General features: G+C 60.2%; 13 protein-coding genes. 8 read left to right on the plus strand and 5 right to left on the minus strand.

Going from position 1 to position 16,480, the window contains the following annotated elements:
- Positions 1-120 precede the first annotated feature (120 nt).
- From ACPYOJ_RS07780 to ACPYOJ_RS07790, 3 genes are all read left to right on the plus strand, one after another.
- On the plus strand, positions 121-1,845 hold the full coding sequence (locus tag ACPYOJ_RS07780; protein ID WP_481415726.1) for a response regulator: 1,725 nt from the start codon (positions 121-123) through the stop codon (positions 1,843-1,845).
- A gap of 130 nt (positions 1,846-1,975) precedes the next feature.
- Entirely contained in the window at positions 1,976-3,337 is a 1,362-nt protein-coding gene (locus tag ACPYOJ_RS07785; protein WP_481415727.1) for a putative bifunctional diguanylate cyclase/phosphodiesterase, read from the plus strand.
- Positions 3,338-3,463: 126 nt separating this feature from the next.
- Positions 3,464-5,509, plus strand: a complete 2,046-nt coding sequence (locus tag ACPYOJ_RS07790; protein WP_481415728.1) for an oxidoreductase — start codon at positions 3,464-3,466, stop codon at positions 5,507-5,509.
- Between the two features lie 50 nt (positions 5,510-5,559).
- On the opposite strand, the gene ACPYOJ_RS07795 is transcribed toward ACPYOJ_RS07790, so the two are convergent.
- The 5 genes from ACPYOJ_RS07795 to ACPYOJ_RS07815 form a co-directional block, all read right to left on the minus strand.
- Positions 5,560-6,159 carry a PRC-barrel domain-containing protein gene (locus ACPYOJ_RS07795; protein WP_168828549.1) on the minus strand — a complete coding sequence of 200 codons (600 nt, stop codon included), beginning with the start codon at positions 6,157-6,159 and terminating at the stop codon, positions 5,560-5,562.
- A gap of 209 nt (positions 6,160-6,368) precedes the next feature.
- Positions 6,369-7,256 carry an SMP-30/gluconolactonase/LRE family protein gene (locus tag ACPYOJ_RS07800; protein WP_481415729.1) on the minus strand — a complete coding sequence of 296 codons (888 nt, stop codon included), beginning with the start codon at positions 7,254-7,256 and terminating at the stop codon, positions 6,369-6,371.
- A gap of 2 nt (positions 7,257-7,258) precedes the next feature.
- A complete protein-coding gene (locus ACPYOJ_RS07805; RefSeq protein ID WP_481415730.1) occupies positions 7,259-7,891 on the minus strand; it encodes a 2-dehydro-3-deoxy-6-phosphogalactonate aldolase in 633 nt (210 codons plus the stop codon).
- Between the two features lie 10 nt (positions 7,892-7,901).
- The gene (locus ACPYOJ_RS07810; protein WP_481415731.1) at positions 7,902-8,819 is read right to left on the minus strand and encodes a 2-dehydro-3-deoxygalactonokinase; all 918 of its coding nucleotides are present in this window, start codon (positions 8,817-8,819) and stop codon (positions 7,902-7,904) included.
- Positions 8,819-9,589 (minus strand): SDR family NAD(P)-dependent oxidoreductase, encoded by a 771-nt coding sequence (locus ACPYOJ_RS07815; protein WP_481415732.1) that lies wholly within the window; start codon positions 9,587-9,589, stop codon positions 8,819-8,821. Before ACPYOJ_RS07815 ends, ACPYOJ_RS07810 begins: the two co-directional genes overlap by 1 nt.
- Positions 9,590-9,687: 98 nt before the next feature.
- Between ACPYOJ_RS07815 and ACPYOJ_RS07820 the strand changes: the two genes are divergently transcribed.
- The 5 genes from ACPYOJ_RS07820 to ACPYOJ_RS07840 all read left to right on the plus strand — a co-directional run bounded on the left by ACPYOJ_RS07820 (position 9,688) and on the right by ACPYOJ_RS07840 (position 16,413).
- Positions 9,688-10,482 (plus strand): IclR family transcriptional regulator, encoded by a 795-nt coding sequence (locus tag ACPYOJ_RS07820; RefSeq protein WP_481415733.1) that lies wholly within the window; start codon positions 9,688-9,690, stop codon positions 10,480-10,482.
- Positions 10,483-10,709: 227 nt separating this feature from the next.
- Complete coding sequence (locus ACPYOJ_RS07825; protein WP_168828555.1) at positions 10,710-11,444, plus strand: helix-turn-helix transcriptional regulator; 735 nt, start codon at positions 10,710-10,712, stop codon at positions 11,442-11,444.
- 520 nt (positions 11,445-11,964) lie between these two features.
- Positions 11,965-13,104: an iron-sulfur cluster carrier protein ApbC gene (apbC, locus tag ACPYOJ_RS07830; RefSeq protein WP_481415734.1), complete on the plus strand. Its 1,140-nt coding sequence runs from the start codon at positions 11,965-11,967 to the stop codon at positions 13,102-13,104.
- Between the two features lie 414 nt (positions 13,105-13,518).
- The gene (locus tag ACPYOJ_RS07835; protein ID WP_481415735.1) at positions 13,519-14,496 is read left to right on the plus strand and encodes a magnesium transporter CorA family protein; all 978 of its coding nucleotides are present in this window, start codon (positions 13,519-13,521) and stop codon (positions 14,494-14,496) included.
- An 18-nt stretch (positions 14,497-14,514) separates the two neighbouring features.
- Complete coding sequence (locus tag ACPYOJ_RS07840) at positions 14,515-16,413, plus strand: potassium transporter Kup (RefSeq protein WP_168828558.1); 1,899 nt, start codon at positions 14,515-14,517, stop codon at positions 16,411-16,413.
- The last annotated feature ends 67 nt before the right edge of the window (positions 16,414-16,480 follow it).

Genomic DNA, 16,480 nt, shown 5'->3' on the forward strand with positions numbered 1-16,480 from the left:
GTGTTCAGCTTCCCTGAATTGTACTGCTTAATGTTAAGCTGCCGTTAGGGGAAAGCTGGCATTTTGGGCGCATACAACCAATGAGCGCTGTGAAATCGGATCGATGTGGGACGTGAAGGAATGAGTGCCGGCTTCGAAAAGGCGGACGCATCATCCATAAGCGATGAAATGCTGCCTGAAACTGACCTGCAGCCTGCGCTCTTTGAAGCCATTGCGGATGGCCTCTCGGCCGCTCTCATCATCTACGATAAGAACGATCAGATAATTTTCGCGAGCCGGCAGGTGCTCGATTTTTTCCCGATCTCGCCGGTCGTCCTGAAGCCCGGGACCCGGCTACGGGATTTTCTCGGTGCGGTCTACGACACTGGCCTTCACCAGCAATATGCAGCTAAGCAACCGGGCGGTTCGCTTGGCCGCGAGGATTGGCTTTCGCAGAGGATTGCCTCCCACTGGCGCGAGCGGTACGAGATGATCGAGCGCCACGGCATCGACCGCTGGGTCCGGTTGGTCAAGCGCCGTCTGCCGAGCGGCTATTGCGTTTCCGTCATCTCGAATATTTCCGAGGAGAGGAAACGCGAGGAGCAGTGGCGTTCCGACCTCGAACGCGTGCAGCTCACCGAGGATATCCTCGACAACCTGCCGTTCCCGCTCTTCGTCAAGGACCGCAATCTCACTTACGTCGCCGCCAACATCGCCTTCTGCGAGAAATATCAGACGACCGTCGACCAGGTGCTGGGCCACAAGAGCAGTGATCTCTTCTCCCCCGAAGTCGCTCAGCGCTTCGAAGAGAGTGATCGGCATGTTCTGGAAACGGGCGAGATGTCCGTGGTGCGTCAGCGGCAGATCTCGCGCGATGGTTCGGAGCGCGACATCGTCAGCCGCAAGCACCGCATCGGTAAGCCGGGGCGCTATTTCCTTGTCTCCACGATGCAGGATCTGCCGCGCGAGGGCGCCGATCTCGACGAGTTCGACCGGGCAACTGCAATCACGACGTCGAGCCATCACTCCTATCGCCGGGCCTACGTGCCGCTTAACGGCGATACCGAGCACCGGGAGCCGGCCGCGATGGAGACGATCGTTCCGGAAAACTTTTCCGGCCGCAAGATCCTGGTCGTCACCGGCGACATCGCCGCTGAAGCGGGCGCGATCCGCACGCTTGCGAAATACGGCTTTGAAGCATGCGCGGTCAGGGGCGAGGATGAGGAGGAGCGGTTCCTCGAGATGGCAACCTCTGCCGGCCTTACGCTGGATCTTGTGATCATCGACAATCAAATGGGCATGCGCTGCCTGGAGCTCGCCGGGCACTATGGCATTCCGGTTCTGGTCATGGATGGGTTCCAGCTTGCCAACGAGTTGACGTTCCAGATCGCCCGGCACTTCAACCGCAACAAGCAGACGCCCACAACCGAAGGCGAAGCCGACTGGGAGATCACGACGTCCTCGGAGGCGGACTTTCTCCAGGTGCTCGTGGCGGAAGACAACGACATCAACCAGATCGTCTTTTCCCAAATCCTCGAGGGACTGGGTTATCGCTATATGATCGCGGCCAGCGGCGACGATGCTGTGCGTCTCTGGACGGAGCACAAGCCGCAGATCGTGCTGATGGACATTTCGCTGCCGGGACTGAATGGTTTCGAGGCGGCGCGCATGATCCGTGAGATGGAAGAAGACCAGCCGCAACATACGCCGATCATCGGTGTGTTGACCCAGGCATTTGAGCGGGATCGCGCCGAATGCACGAAGGCGGGAATGGATGATGTCATCATGAAGCCCGTCAGTCCGGACATGCTGGAAACGATCTTCCAGAAGTATCTTGCCGCCGAGCCGCTCCGGGCACGCATTTAGTAGGTTCTGACCCTAAGCGATACCATTGGCCGCCTACACGCGAATGCGCTGAGGGCGCCGCGTACTATCGGTTTGTTAAGACTTGCTCGCCATTCTTCCGAGTGCGAATGACGACAGCTTAGGTTGAACGATGAAGCCGGCGGATATACCCTTCTTGCCTGTGAGCCAGAACGAGCTTCAGGCTATGGCATATACCGATCCGCTTACCGGCCTCGGTAACCGCCACCGCATGCGCGACAGCGTCCGCCAGATTTCCACGGAGCGCGCAAGCGATCCGGCTCCTTTCACCATCGGTATTGCTAACCTCGATTCCTTCAAGCCGATCAACGATCTCTTCGGTTCCGCGGCCGGCGACGAGATCCTTTGCCAGGTTGCCCTTCGCCTGAAGGCATGCATTCCGGATGGAGCCCTGGTCACCCGCCATGATGGCGACGAATTTGCCTTCGTGCTGCCGCTGATCTTCGAGCGCGCGAGTGCCGAAAAGTTCGGGCAGATGATCCGCGAAGTGCTGTCGGCGCCCTACGATCTCGGCGATCGCAATGTTCGCCTTTCCGCGTCCTTCGGGTTTGCCATCTATCCGTTTGCCGGTGAGGAATTCGACGAACTTTTAAAAAGCGCTGAAACCGCTCTCTATCGCTCCAAGCGCCGCGGGCGCAGCCAGATCACCGTCTATTCGCGCGAGATCGCACAGGAGATGAAGCGCGCCACGCAGCTGGAGCAGGCGCTTCGAAATGCCATCATTTCGGACGCCATCGATGTGCATTTTCAGCCGATCGTCTCGCTGTCGAATAATCAGGTGATCGGCTTTGAGGCCCTGGCGCGCTGGAACGATCCGGATCTCGGCTTCGTTTCGCCGGGTGTCTTCGTACCGCTTGCCGAGGAGCGCGGTTTCATCGACGCACTGTCGGAAACCTTGCTTAGAAAGGCAGCCGAGGCGGCGCTCTCATGGCCGCGCGAGCTGTTCTTGTCCTTCAATCTTTCCTCCGCGCAGCTGATGGACCCGGGCACGAGCACCAACGTGCTCTCCATCCTCGGCCGCGTCGGCTTTGACCCGCACCGGCTGGAGCTCGAAATCACCGAAACCGCCGTCATGAGTTCCGCCGATACGGCCCACCGCATCCTTTCCGATCTGCGCCAGGCGGGCGTGCGCATCTCGCTCGACGATTTCGGGACCGGCCAATCCAGTCTCGGCCGCCTGCGTGATTTCATCTTCGACAAGGTGAAGATCGACCGTGCCTTCGTCTCGCGCATCAATTCCGACCGTGCCTCCGAGCACATCGTCAAGGCGATCCTGACGATGTGCGAAGGTCTCGATCTCGAAGTCGTTGCCGAAGGCATCGAGGACTATTCGGAAGCCGCGAAGCTGCGGTCGCTGGGGTGCGGCATGGGACAGGGCTACCACTTCGGCAAGCCTGCCGACGGCATTGCGACGCTGCGCTTCCTCCACGAGAACTATTACGACACAGCCGCGATCGACCGTCTGCCGGCCTGAGTTTGAGGCAGGCCGCATCGAGGCCAGTCCGCGCCGCCATCAGGCATCGCAATTCCTCCAGTCCTGCGTCATGATCGCCCTGGCGGAAGATTCATGCCGCGTGCCGGCGCGGAAAAGCGAGTGTCGATGACGTCATCCAAAGATCCCCTCCTGCAACCCTTCCAGCTCAAGCATCTGACGCTGAAGAACCGCATCATGTCCACCGCGCACGAGCCGGCCTATTCCGAAAACGGCATGCCGACTGACCGCTACCGGCTTTATCATCGCGAAAAGGCGAAGGGTGGCATCGCACTGACGATGACTGCCGGCTCGGCTGTCGTCTCGGCGGATTCGCCGCCCGCCTTCGGTAACCTGCATGCCGACCGCGACGAGATCGTGCCGTGGCTAAGAAAGCTCACGGACGACTGTCACGAATATGGCGCGGCGGTGATGATCCAGCTTACCCATCTCGGCCGCCGCACCGGCTGGAACCGGGGCGATTGGCTGCCGGTGCTGGCGCCGTCTCCCATCCGCGAGCCCGCCCACCGCGCGTTTCCGAAGGAAGCGGAGGAATGGGACATCGAGCGCATCGTCGCCGACTATGTATCGGCCTCCGAGCGCATGCAGGCTGCGGGACTGGATGGCATCGAATTCGAAGCCTATGGGCACCTGATGGACGGTTTCTGGTCGCCTGCGACCAACCATAGGGAAGACGAGTTCGGCGGATCGCTGGAAAACCGCATGCGCTTCTCGCTGATGGTCACCGAAGCGGTCAGAAAGGCTGTGGGGCCGGACTTCATCGTCGGCATCCGCATGGCTGCGGACGAGGACTGGGAGAAAGGCTTTTCGCGCGAAGAAGGTATCGAAATCGCCAAGCGCCTCGTGGCTTCCGGCACGGTCGATTTCCTGAACATCATTCGGGGCCATATCGATCACGATGCGGCGCTGAACAACGTCATCCCGATCCAGGGAATGCCTGCGTCGCCGCATCTGGATTTCGCAGGCGAGGTGAGGGCGGCGACGCACTTTCCCGTCTTCCACGCCGCGCGAATAGCGGACATCGCGACCGCAAGGCATGCGATTGCCGAGGGCAAGCTCGATATGGTGGGCATGACGCGTGCCCACATCGCCGATCCGCATATCGCCAGAAAGGTAATGGCCGGAGAGGAGGCCCGCATCCGCCCGTGTGTCGGCGCCACCTACTGCCTGGACCGCATCTACGAAGGCGGCGAGGCGCTCTGCATTCACAATGCCGCCACCGGTCGCGAGGCCGAAATGCCACACGAGATCGAGAAGGCGGACGTCCTGCGAAAGGCCGCCGTCGTCGGAGCGGGACCGGCGGGTCTCGAGGCGGCAAGGGTGCTCGCCGAACGCGGCCATCATGTTGAAGTCCTGGAGGCGACGGGCAAGGCAGGTGGTCAGATCAACTTGCTGACCCGCAATCCGCGCCGGAAGGAGATGGTCGGGATTGTCGATTGGCGGCTCGCCGAGCTTGAGCGCCTCGGCGTCGCAATCCACTATGACGTCTATGCCGGCGCCGAGGAGGTCCTCGCATTTCAGCCCGATCTGGTGGTCGTGGCAACGGGCGGTATCCCGCAGTCGCCGGAACTCGATGCGGGAGATGATCTGGTCACCTCGTCCTGGGATATTCTTGCGGGGGCAATCAAGCCGGAGGGCTCCGTCCTGCTCTTTGACGACAACGGCGGCCATCCGGGCATGTCGGCGGCCGAGGTCATCGCCAACAGCGGCGCGGAACTGGAACTCGTCTCGCCCGAGCGCTTTTTCGCTCCCGAAATGGGAGGCATGAACCATGTGCCGTATGCCAAGGCTTTCGCCGAGCGGGATGTCCGCGTGACGATCAACACCCGGCTGATGGCTGTCCGCCGCGAAGGAAACGGGCTCGTCGCCGTGCTGGGTTCAGATTATGCAGGAGACGTCGTGCGGGAGCGTCACGTCGCACAAGTCGTCGTCGAGCATGGCACCGTTGCGAATGCCGATCTCTATCTGGAACTCAAGCCGCAGTCGCGAAACCTCGGTGCCGTCGACTATGCCGCTCTCGTCGGGCGTCGATATCCGCTTGCAGTGAAAAACCCTGATGCGCAGTTCGATCTCATCAGGATCGGCGACGCGGTCTCAAGCCGCAACATTCATGCGGCGATTTACGACGCATTGCGTTTCTGTGCTCTCTTATAAGAAAGCGGCGCCCTTTCGGACGCCGCCTACGCTCTACTTAAAGCGCGAAACTAGTTCTTGGTCGAACCGGTTGCCGTTGTGTCTGTGCCCGTTGTTGCCGGAGGCTTTTCGGCTGCCTGCATCTGCAGCGTCTTGAATTCCGGAGCGGCCTTCAGCGAGTCGGCAGTTTCCGTGGTCGTCAGTTTCATACTGCCGTCCTGCGGGTTCTGGGCAGCGGTGATCTTTTCCATCGGCACGGCGACATCCTTCTCGCCGATACCGAGGAAGCCGCCGACGCCGATCACAGCAGCCACCAGGCCGCCATCCTTCTTCATGATCAAGTCGTCGACCTCACCAATGCTCTTGTTCTCGGCGTTATAGACCGACTGGCCAATATAGGTGTTGGCGCTGATCTGGTCCGCTCCCTGTTCCGTCAAATAGCCGCCGCCAGCCTGGGCCGTATCGGCTGACGGAGCCGGAGCCGGAGCCTTGGCTGCGTCATTCATCGGCGCGGTGGCGTCCGGCATTTTCGGTGCAGCCGGTTCGGCCGGAGCCGTCTGCGTAGCACCCGGCGCGGCGGGAGCCGGCTGGGTCTGCGAGAATGCCGCCGGTGCGAAGGCCGTGGCAAACAGGGCGCCAGCGGCAACGGTCGTCAGAAGTTTGCGTGTCATTTCGAACCTACCTTTTGTTCCTTCGAGTGGTCTTAAGCGCGGCCGCCCGTTGGCGTTTTCCGTGCCGGTTCGAAAGGACAATGACTGGGTAGGCTATTGGTTCCGCTGATAAATGCGGAAAAATTTCACCATTTAGGTGGAACTTTTAGCGACATGCGTGTGATTTTGGCCGATGCAACGTAGCCACGGCGCGTGCTCTTCCGGGCGTGTCAGAGCACGTAGATCGGGTCGAAAACACCCTTCACCGTCACTCCGAGCTCCAACAGCGCGCCAGCCTGCGGCTGCGACGACCGTGCAGACTCGTCGAGCCCTTCCCAGGCGGTCGTTACCGCCAAGCGATCCGCATTGACACCGATGAAGGCGGGGCAGGACGGCTGTGCGGCAGGCACCGTGTAACGGGCGATACGCAAGCCGTCGGGACTGTACCGGTCGACCACGCCCGCTCCCCAGCGCGCGTTCCAGATATAGCCGTCCGCATCACAGACAGAGCCGTCGAGACCGCCTGGATCCTCCATGCTGTCCACCATGACGATCGGCTCGCCTGCCGGAAGTCCCGTCTGCGGATCGACCATGACGCGCATGAGACGGCTGATGCGCGTATCGGTGTAGTAGCCGATCGCACCGTCCGGTGAAAAGCAGATCGAATTCGGGATACTGATGCCGCTGAAGATCTTGGTCACCTTGCCGCCGGCGACGTGATAGATCGCGCCTGCCTGGTTCTCCGCGCGCTTGCTCATCGTGCCGATCCACAGCGCGCCGGAGGGGTGCGTGCGGCCATCGTTCGAGCGGTTCTCCGGTTTGTCGTTTTCGAGCGCTGCATAGAAGGTCAGGTTGCCGCTGTTCGTGTCGCGGACGAAAAGTCCTTCCTCGGTCGCCAGGAGCTGGCGGTTGGCATCGATGCGCGCCATCACGCTCGCCATCATCGGCAGGGAATGCATCTTCTTCTCCCCGGTGCCGAGGTTCAGTTCGTGCAGTTCTTTGCCGAGGATATTGAACCACCAGACGGTATCAGTGCCGGGGTCGTAGGTTGGGCCTTCACCAAGTACCGAATTGGTGTTGCAAAGAACTTTGCCCTGAAATTCATACATTTCCGTCATGCCTACGCTCCTACGGCTGCGTCATAGGCGTAAATGGTGGCCTTGGCGCGCTCGGCAACCTCCGCGGCCGTCATTCCCGGCTTGTAGATGCTGGTGCCCAGGCCGAAGGCGAGGATGCCTGCCTTCGTGTAATCGCCGAAATTCTTGTCGGAAACGCCGCCGACTGCCGCGATCACCAGATCCGGCGGCAGAATGGCGCGGATGGCGGTGATCCCCGAGGGTCCGAGTACGCTGGCCGGAAAGAACTTCAGGCCGGTCGCCCCGGCGCGGGCGGCGGCGAGAGCCTCGGTCGGCGTAAAGACGCCGGGCATCGTGACCATCCCATAGCCGCGCGCGCGGATGATGACGTCGGGCTCGACATTCGGAGTGACGAGCAGCTTCCCGCCGGCGCTTTCAAGGCTGTCGACTGCTTCGACGGTCAGCACGGTCCCCGCGCCGATCAGGCATTCCGGCGGCGCCATTTTGGCGGCGATCTCGATGGACTTGAAGGCCTCGGGCGAATTCAGCGGGATTTCGATCGCGGTCAGGCCGTTTTCGATCAGCGCGCCGACGACAGCCTGGGTTTCTTCCGGCTTGATGCCGCGCAGAATGGCAATGAGCGGGCGCTTCATGGAGGGGAAGGGGATGCGGTTCATGGAAATTTCCTCAGTTCGGCCAGATGGCTTCGGCAGCGGCCGAGAGCCCGCGGCGCACGGCTGTGTCTGCATCAATGCTAGTATATTTTAAGGACAGGGACTTGAACGCCGTTTCATAAAGGCTCTGCAGCCGGCCCGAGGCGACGAGCGTCACAGGCGTGTCAGCCGGAGCATCGGACAGCGCGCCGGCGATTTCCAGGCCGATCAGCGTGCCGGAGATCTTTGCTTGGGCACCGGCTGCGGTCAGTCCGTGAAGAAGCTGGCCGGAACGGGCGGTGAAGAAAAGGTTCGTCGCCATCGCGGGCTGACGGTACGCCGTCGAGACCGCCGCTTTGAATGCGGAATTGTCGGCGGGAGCATCATCGGCGCCTGCAACGGCATGCGACAGGATCGTATGCTTGCTGATCGCGTCGAAGAGTTCGCCGGTCATGAAGGTCGAAAACCCGATCACATCCCCGTCCTGGACGTGAACCCATTTCGAATGAGTTCCGGGCACGCAGACGGCCTGCATGCCCTTGCTGCCGGGGCCGAGAGCGCCGAGCAACTGTGTCTCCTCGCCGCGGATCACGTCCGGCGCTGCCTTGTCGCGTTGTGCAAGACCCGGGAGGATACGCACATCCCGGCTTTGGCCCGGAACGGAAACCGCACCAGTGAGGATCGAGGAAAGTGAAGCCGGAACATCGATATAGCCCGCTTCGACCCAGCCCTGCTTGGCACCGACCATGCCGCAGGCGATGACCGGTACGTTCTCCGGCACCGAGAGTGCTGCAAGATGCGCGTTGAGAACATCGGCAAAGCCGGTCTTGGCCGCCGTCGTCATGCCTTCGCCGCTGCGGCGCTCGCCAAGAATGTTACCGTCTGCGCCGATCAGCCAGAGCCGGAAACTGCTCGTACCCCAATCCACCGCGACATAAGCGGGATTCGCCATCAGAAAATGCCTCCATCGACAATCATGGACTGCGCAGTCACAGCGGCCGCGCAGTCGGATGCAAGAAACAGACAAGGGCCGACGATCGCGTCGGCATGCAGGACCTTCTTGAGGCATTGCCGCTTGATGGTTTGCGCGATGCTCTCTTCGGTCAGCCAGAGCTCCATCTGCCGCTCGGTCACGATCATGCCCGGCAGGATACAGTTGACGCGGATATTGTCCGGTCCAAGCTTCCCCGCCATGCTCTTCGTGAGCCCTATGACGGCGGCCTTTGCCGCGGTGTAGGACGGAAAGTCCGGCATGTTCAACAGAAAGGCGATGGACGACATGTTGATGATCGCGCCACCGCCAGCCGCACGCATGGACGGTGCTACCGCCTGTGCGGTGAAGAAGACATGGCGAAGGTTGGTCGCCTGGTTGTTGTCCCAGTATTCCTCGGTCACCGCGTCGAAATCATGCCGGTCGTCCCAGGCAGCATTATTGATGAGAACGGTAATCGGCCCCGACTGGGCGACCACTGCATCGACCGCCTGCCGGATCGCGCCGATATCGCGAAGATCGGCCTTGAAGAAATGCACCGGGTGCTCCGTATCGCGGGAGAGCCGCATTGCAAGCTCGCGGCTTTCCTTCTCGGCGATGTCGATGAAAGAGACCTTCGCACCCTGCCGGGCAAAGCCTTCCACGATCGCAACACCGATGCCGGAGCCGCCACCTGTGACGAGTACGGTGCGATCTTTGAATTCCGGAAACTGCGCAACTATGGCCGTCACGGTTTGCCTCCCGCTGTTCCATTATTTGGAACACAATTTGACTATGTGGAATTATTCAATTAGCCTGCCGATCATGTCAAGGCCAGGGTAGGCGATAGATGGCTCGGGGAAAAGGCGCGTCTGGGGAAAGCGAAACGGGTACATTGGGCAAGGCGATGGCGCTGCTCGAACTCGTGACGCACTCCGATGGTCCCATGCGCTTTACAGATATTCTTGCACTTTCCAGCCAGCCGCGCGGCACGCTGCATCGCCAGCTCGTCCATCTTGTCGAAGAAGGGCTTCTGGAATTCGATGCCGACGGCCGCTACGTGCCGGGGTTGCGGCTTCTCGATCTTGCGTCAAGGAGCTGGGCGAGGAATGAGTTCCGGCTGATCGCCGAACCATATCTCAAGGACCTGCAGCAGATGAGCGGCGAGACCGTTCATCTCGGCGTCCTGCGCGGAACCTCGATCATCTATCTCGACAAGATCGAGGGTAGGCAATCTGTCCGCATGTACTCGCAGATCGGCAATGCGTCGCCCGTTTATTGCACCGGCGTCGGCAAGGCCGCTCTTTCGGTGTTGCCTGACGATGCGGTGGAGCCGCTTGCACGCAACCTCTCCTTCAACCGCTTCACGCCGCACACACTCCCTTCAGCCGATGCGTTGCTGCAAGAACTAAAGACGATCCGCCAAACCGGCGCCGCCTTCGATCGCGAGGAACACGAACTCGGCATTCGCTGTGTCGCGGCGGCGGTCTGGACGGTGGACGGAAGCTTCACAGGCGGTGTCTCGATTACCGGCCCGGCCTACCGGCTGACGCTTGAGCGCCTCGAAGAATGGACAACGCCCGTAAAGCAGGCAGCGCAATCGATAATGGACGCCATCCGAATCCGCCTTGGTCCGCGCGGATAAATGCATCCCATGGATGCGTATATGTAAATATTATCGTGATAGTAATGGGTTATAAGCTATATGTTGAGATTCCTTCGCGAATCACGACAATTAGAGCCTGTTAAAACCTATAGTTATGTCGGCCATTGTATTTCGACCGGTTTTCATAATTTAATGTGGGCGCCCCCAGGCTTGCAGGCACAAACGGTCTGAGACGCCATAGCGCCCTTGAGAAGATGAAAAAGTAAATGACACCATTGTCGCCAGCATCCACCGGTGTAGATGGATTTATTCAGGAGATCGTGGGGCTGAAAACCCAGTTCGATATCTTCCGGATCATGAAGCGTGTGACGGAAGCATATCGAAGCCGTGCATTCATGGTGCTCAATCTCCCGCCGGTCACCTCACTCGAGCTTCAAGGCACGACGGTCATCACCAACTGGCCCGCCGAACTGCTTACTGTCTATGATCAGGAGAGTTTGCTGGCGAACAGCCCGATCCTGCGTCGCTTGCGGACGTCGTCTGTTCCTTTTTTCTATGACACCACGAAGCCCACTGGATCCAGGGAGGACGGCAAGGCGGTGCTGGTCGCGGCGCTTTTCGAGCGGTTCAAGATGACGCGCGCCGCATATTTTCCGACGCAGGAGCCATCCGGCGTGCGCGGCGCTATCTCCTTCTCCGGTGATCGGGAGCACTTCACGCCGGAAGAGATGCGCGATCTTTCCTATATCTCGATCCATGTGTTCGACAGGCTCGCGGAGATCCGCAGCCTGGATACGCGCATGAGGGACACGCTGACGGATCGCGAAGTCGACTGCTTGAATTGGACGGCGGCGGGAAAGACGAGCGCGGAAATCGCCGAGATCCTCCACCTCTCGGAACATACGGTCAATCATTACCTGAATCGCGCCACGAAGAAGCTTGATACGGTCAACCGCACCCAAGCCGTCGCCAAGGCGCTGCGCATTGGCATCATCAAGTAGCCCCAGCCTAAAGCGCATGCAGCGGCGTGGCGCGGCGCACAAAACTTCGGCACCCCTCTGGCGCGATCGCGACGGGAAACCCCTCTAGAAGGACAACTCTGGCCTCTGAGCAGTTGGCACACTTTCTGCATAACTACTGGCAGAGGTCCAGAGGGGACTTTGAAGAGCGCCAAAAAAGAACGGCGCCATCGGCAATTCGTCGTCGGCAGCGTTGATGCATCTCCTTCATCCGCAGCCGGCGGCGGTTGTTGCCTTTTTGTAACGGCTCACCTGAGATGTGGCTCTAGGCGCAAGGTGTGGGTCATCTTTCCTTTGGCTATTTCCGGATGTTGTTTTAGTCGGCCCTCAGCGCCGGGTTATCGGAGAAACCGTTGCGGTCATCAGGGCGAAAGCCCGGCGGACCAGATGGCCGCAACGGATTTAGATTGAGCATTTCCGCTGCTTCAAACGCCGATTTCATTTGGCGAAGTCGCGGCCCTCCACTATCTACCTTTCTTCAAGGACGATGATGAGGGTGGGAATGACCGAGGTCACCAAGGAACAGATTCTCGAAACGCTGAAGACCGTACGCGGTCCCGATCTCGAAAATAATATTGTCGAGCTGGGCATGGTTTCAGACGTCTTCATTTCCGACAGCAAAGTCTACTTCTCGATCACCGTTCCTGCCGAGCGCGCCAACGAGCTCGAACCTTTGCGTCTCGCCGCCGAACGCGTCACCAGGGAGCTGCCTGGCGTAAAGGGTGCGCTTGTAACGCTGACCGCCGACAAGAAGGCATCCGCGCCCGCCGCCCGCCCCGCTGCGGGCGCTCCGCACGGCCATTCCCACGCTCAGCAGCAACAGCCGCCGCGGGCCGGCAAGCTCGGTGTTCCCGGCATCAACGCCATCATCGCGGTCGCCTCCGGCAAGGGCGGCGTCGGCAAATCGACGACTGCCGTCAATCTCGCTCTCGGCCTATCGGCCAACGGTCTTCGCATCGGCATTCTTGATGCCGATATCTACGGCCCCTCGATGCCGCGCCTTCTCAAGATTTCAGGCCGCCCGACGCAGATCGATGGCCGCATCATCAATCCGATGGAAAATTACGGCCTCAAGGTCATGTCGATGGGCTTCCTCGTCGACGAGGAAACGGCGATGATCTGGCGCGGCCCGATGGTGCAATCGGCGCTGCTGCAGATGCTGCGCGAAGTCGCCTGGGGCGAACTGGACGTGCTCGTCGTCGACATGCCCCCCGGCACCGGCGATGCGCAGCTCACGATGGCGCAGCAGGTGCCGCTCGCCGGCGCCGTCATCGTCTCTACGCCGCAGGACCTCGCGCTCATTGACGCCCGCAAGGGCCTTAACATGTTCCGCAAGGTGGAGGTCCCGGTTCTCGGCATCATCGAGAATATGAGCTATTTCATCGCGCCCGATACTGGCACCCGCTACGATATTTTCGGCCATGGCGGTGCCCGCAAGGAAGCCGAGCGCATCGGCATACCCTTCCTTGGCGAGGTTCCGCTGACGATTAATATCCGCGAAACCTCTGACGCCGGTACGCCGCTCGTTGCATCGGAGCCGAACGGCGTCGTTGCGGGTATCTATCGTGAGATCGCTTCAAAGGTCTGGGCGCAGCTCGGCGGCCAGCCACAACGGCAGGCGCCGGCCATCGTTTTCGAGTAGCTGCTTCGGCGGGCGCTATCCTCCAAATTATGAAGGAAATGCGACCGAACCGCCGACTTTTCGCAACACACCTTGATTATTTCACAGCTTTCCGTCATATGGCCCGCCGTCGCCATGATGGCAGCTTCTGCGGATGCCCGGGGATGGCCGTGCTTGCTTTGAAGGCCTCGGCTAGCCTGGATCTTCGCAGTTGTCTTGCCGGTCGGGATTGGTGACTGCGGTGCGGTTGAGCAGAATGCATATCCGGGCTATGACCGGATGCAGCTGGAGTTGTATGAACCTTTTTTTTCCGTGGTCGTTAGGATCGGAGACTCATAGCTCGCGCGGCGCCTCGGCGGCTGCCGCGCCAGTGAAAGGGATCTCGATGAACAACACAGGCACTGCAAGGCAAGCCGGCGGCTGGAGCAACGCCCGGTGATTACCGCCTATCGTTCGAATTGCAATTCGGTCGAAATCCGTGACCTTTCGCAGCTTGCGGAGTTTCCGGAGGACGCGGTGTGGATCGATATGGTCGAACCGACCCGAGAGGAAGAGCTCTATGTCGAAAAGGTCGTCGGCATCGAGGTTCCGACCCGCGACGACATGAAGGATATCGAGCCTTCCGCGCGTCTCTACACGGACGATGGTGCGGTCTTCATGACGGCTTCGCTGCTTTGGAAAACCGAGACTGACGTACCGACACTGACCGATGTCGCTTTCATCCTTGCCGGCAACCGGCTGATCACCATCCGTTACGCCCATCCCAAATCCTTTGCGCTATTCATTGCCGCTCTTCATCGGGTGCCGGAACAGTGGCGAAACGGCGCTGCTCTTCTTGGCAAGCTGCTTGAGACGATCACCGACCGCACGGCGGAAATTCTCGAGCTGGCCGTCGCTCGTATCGACATTCTTTCGACGCACGTCTTCGGGGACCGCGCCAAGAAGGTCCGCAAGCCCTCGAACTATCTCGAGCTGAAGCTCCGCGACATTGCCGGCCATCAACGCCTGGTCAGCAAGGTGCGCGACAGCCTTGCGTCGCTCGCACGCCTCATGACCTTCTTCTATACCATTCCCGCCGTTCAGAAGGATCAGGCGACGAAGGAACTGGCGCGCACCGTCACTCGCGATATCCAGTCGCTGACGGAGCATGCGTCCTATATCGCCGGAAACATCACCTTCCTGCTGGATGCCTCGCTCGGCCTCATCAACATCGAGCAGAACTCGATCATCAAGATCTTCTCGATCGCATCCGTGGTGTTCTTGCCGCCGACGCTTGTTGCCTCCATCTATGGTATGAATTTCGAATTCATGCCGGAGCTTCATTGGATCGCGGGTTATCCAGTCTCGCTGGGCCTGATGGCGATCTCCGCTATCGTTCCGTTTTTCTTCTTCCGATGGAAAGGCTGGCTCTGAGGAGCTTGTAGTCATCCAATGCTTGACGAAAGCCATTCGCAGGATCGCAACATGACGCCGCGCAAGCTCTTCTATCTTGCGCTGGGCTCTGTGGGCGTCGTCTATGGGGACATCGGCACCAGCCCGCTTTACGCATTCCGCGAAGCGCTGAAGCCGGTCGCTCACGACGGTCTCACCCGTTTCGAGGTCATCAGCCTTATCTCGCTGATGCTTTGGGCTTTGACGATCATCGTCACGCTCAAATACGTGCTGCTGTTGTTGCGCGCCGATAACGAAGGCGAGGGCGGTACGCTTTCCCTGCTTGCTCTTTTGATGAAGACGGCAAACGGCCACACCGCAGTGCTGCTTCTGCTCGGTGTCGCAGGCGCGGCCCTGTTCCTCGGCGATGCCATGATTACACCGGCGCTTTCGGTTCTGTCCGCCGTGGAAGGTGTCAAGCTGGTCGCGCCGGACCTCTCGTCTTACATCATGCCGATCTCGGCGGGCATCCTAGTCTTGCTGTTCGTCGTCCAATCGCACGGTACTACTGCCGTGGCCCGTTTCTTCGGGCCTATCACCGCGGTCTGGTTCCTTGTCATGGCGATTGTCGGCATCTCACACATCTCTGATGACTTCGAGATCCTGGCAGCCTTCAATCCGTACTATGCCGTCAGTTTCCTGTTCAAGGAAGGATTTTACGGAATCGTCGTTTTGGGTGCCGTCTTCCTGACGGTTACCGGGGCCGAAGCGCTTTACGCGGATCTTGGCCACTTCGGCCGCCGTCCGATCCAATGGGCGTGGTTCGTGCTGGTCTACCCGGCGCTTGCCTTGAATTATCTCGGCCAGGGCGCGCTGGTACTCGGCGACCCGCAGACGATGTCGGATCCCTTCTACCTCATGTTCCCGAAATGGGCGCTTCCTTTCGCCGTCATTCTGGCGACGGCGGCGACCATCATCGCTAGCCAGGCGGTCATCACCGGCGCCTTCTCGCTCGTGCGGCAGGCGATCAACCTTGGCTTCCTGCCACGCATGGAAATCCTCTTCACCTCGGAAACCCATACCGGTCAGATCTTCCTGCCGGCGGTCAACACCGTGCTCTTCATCGGTGTCTTGTTCCTCGTCCTCACGTTCAAGACCTCGGATGCGCTTGCAATAGCCTATGGCATCTCGGTCACGGGCGCGATGGTGGTCACCTCCATCATGGCCTTCGAATTCGTCCGGACGCGCTGGAACTGGTCGCTCCCGGTGACTGCAATCGTCCTCCTGCCGCTGCTTGCGCTGGAACTGATCTTCTTGGGCGCCAACCTGCTGAAGATCCACGACGGCGGCTATATTCCGATCCTGATCGCCAGCGCCTTCATCATCATCATGTGGACTTGGCGGCGCGGCACGGCGCTTCTCATGGAGAAGACCCGTCACACGGACATTCCGCTGGCCTCCTTCGTCAGCTCCATCGAGCGCAAGAGCGATCACTCGCCTGCTCATGTGCCGGGTACCGCGATTTTCCTCACCAGCGATCCGGAATCGGCGCCGGCGGCGCTGCTGCACAATCTGAAGCACAACCACGTCCTGCATGACAGGAACGTCATCCTGACGATCCGAACCGTCAACAAGCCGCGTGTTGCAAGTGCTGACCGTTACAAGGTCGAGCAAGTCTCCGAGCGTTTCACCCGGGTCGAGTTGCTCTTCGGCTTCATGGAAACGCAGAACGTCTCGCAGGCGCTCGCGACACTCAGAAAGACCGGCTTGAAGTTCGACATCATGTCCACTTCCTTCTATCTCGGCCGGCGCAAGCTGGTTCCCGATGCGAAGTCGGGAATGCCCTATTGGCAGGATCGGCTCTATATCGCGCTCGCCAATGCCGCAGCGAACCCTTCCGACTACTTCCGCCTGCCGGCAAACCGCGTGGTCGAGCTCGGCTCGCACGTCATCATCTGACGACCCAATCAGCGCTTTCAAGGGCCCGGCCGTCGCGCCGGGTTCTGTGTGTTCGGCTATCAAAAGT

Source organism: Rhizobium sp. SVR5-9E (genome assembly GCF_056755095.1).

What these genes read in the sequence shown, in the direction of transcription:
- ACPYOJ_RS07800 (WP_481415729.1), bottom strand. Translation starts at nt 7,256, where the DNA reads ATGACGGAAATGTATGAATTTCAGGGCAAAGTTCTTTGCAACACCAAT.
- ACPYOJ_RS07825 (WP_168828555.1), top strand. Translation starts at nt 10,710, where the DNA reads ATGACACCATTGTCGCCAGCATCCACCGGTGTAGATGGATTTATTCAG.
- ACPYOJ_RS07805 (WP_481415730.1), bottom strand. Translation starts at nt 7,891, where the DNA reads ATGAACCGCATCCCCTTCCCCTCCATGAAGCGCCCGCTCATTGCCATT.
- ACPYOJ_RS07820 (WP_481415733.1), top strand. Translation starts at nt 9,688, where the DNA reads ATGGCTCGGGGAAAAGGCGCGTCTGGGGAAAGCGAAACGGGTACATTG.
- ACPYOJ_RS07795 (WP_168828549.1), bottom strand. Translation starts at nt 6,159, where the DNA reads ATGACACGCAAACTTCTGACGACCGTTGCCGCTGGCGCCCTGTTTGCC.
- ACPYOJ_RS07785 (WP_481415727.1), top strand. Translation starts at nt 1,976, where the DNA reads ATGAAGCCGGCGGATATACCCTTCTTGCCTGTGAGCCAGAACGAGCTT.
- ACPYOJ_RS07780 (WP_481415726.1), top strand. Translation starts at nt 121, where the DNA reads ATGAGTGCCGGCTTCGAAAAGGCGGACGCATCATCCATAAGCGATGAA.
- apbC (WP_481415734.1), top strand. Translation starts at nt 11,965, where the DNA reads ATGACCGAGGTCACCAAGGAACAGATTCTCGAAACGCTGAAGACCGTA.
- ACPYOJ_RS07790 (WP_481415728.1), top strand. Translation starts at nt 3,464, where the DNA reads ATGACGTCATCCAAAGATCCCCTCCTGCAACCCTTCCAGCTCAAGCAT.
- ACPYOJ_RS07840 (WP_168828558.1), top strand. Translation starts at nt 14,515, where the DNA reads ATGCTTGACGAAAGCCATTCGCAGGATCGCAACATGACGCCGCGCAAG.
- ACPYOJ_RS07810 (WP_481415731.1), bottom strand. Translation starts at nt 8,819, where the DNA reads ATGGCGAATCCCGCTTATGTCGCGGTGGATTGGGGTACGAGCAGTTTC.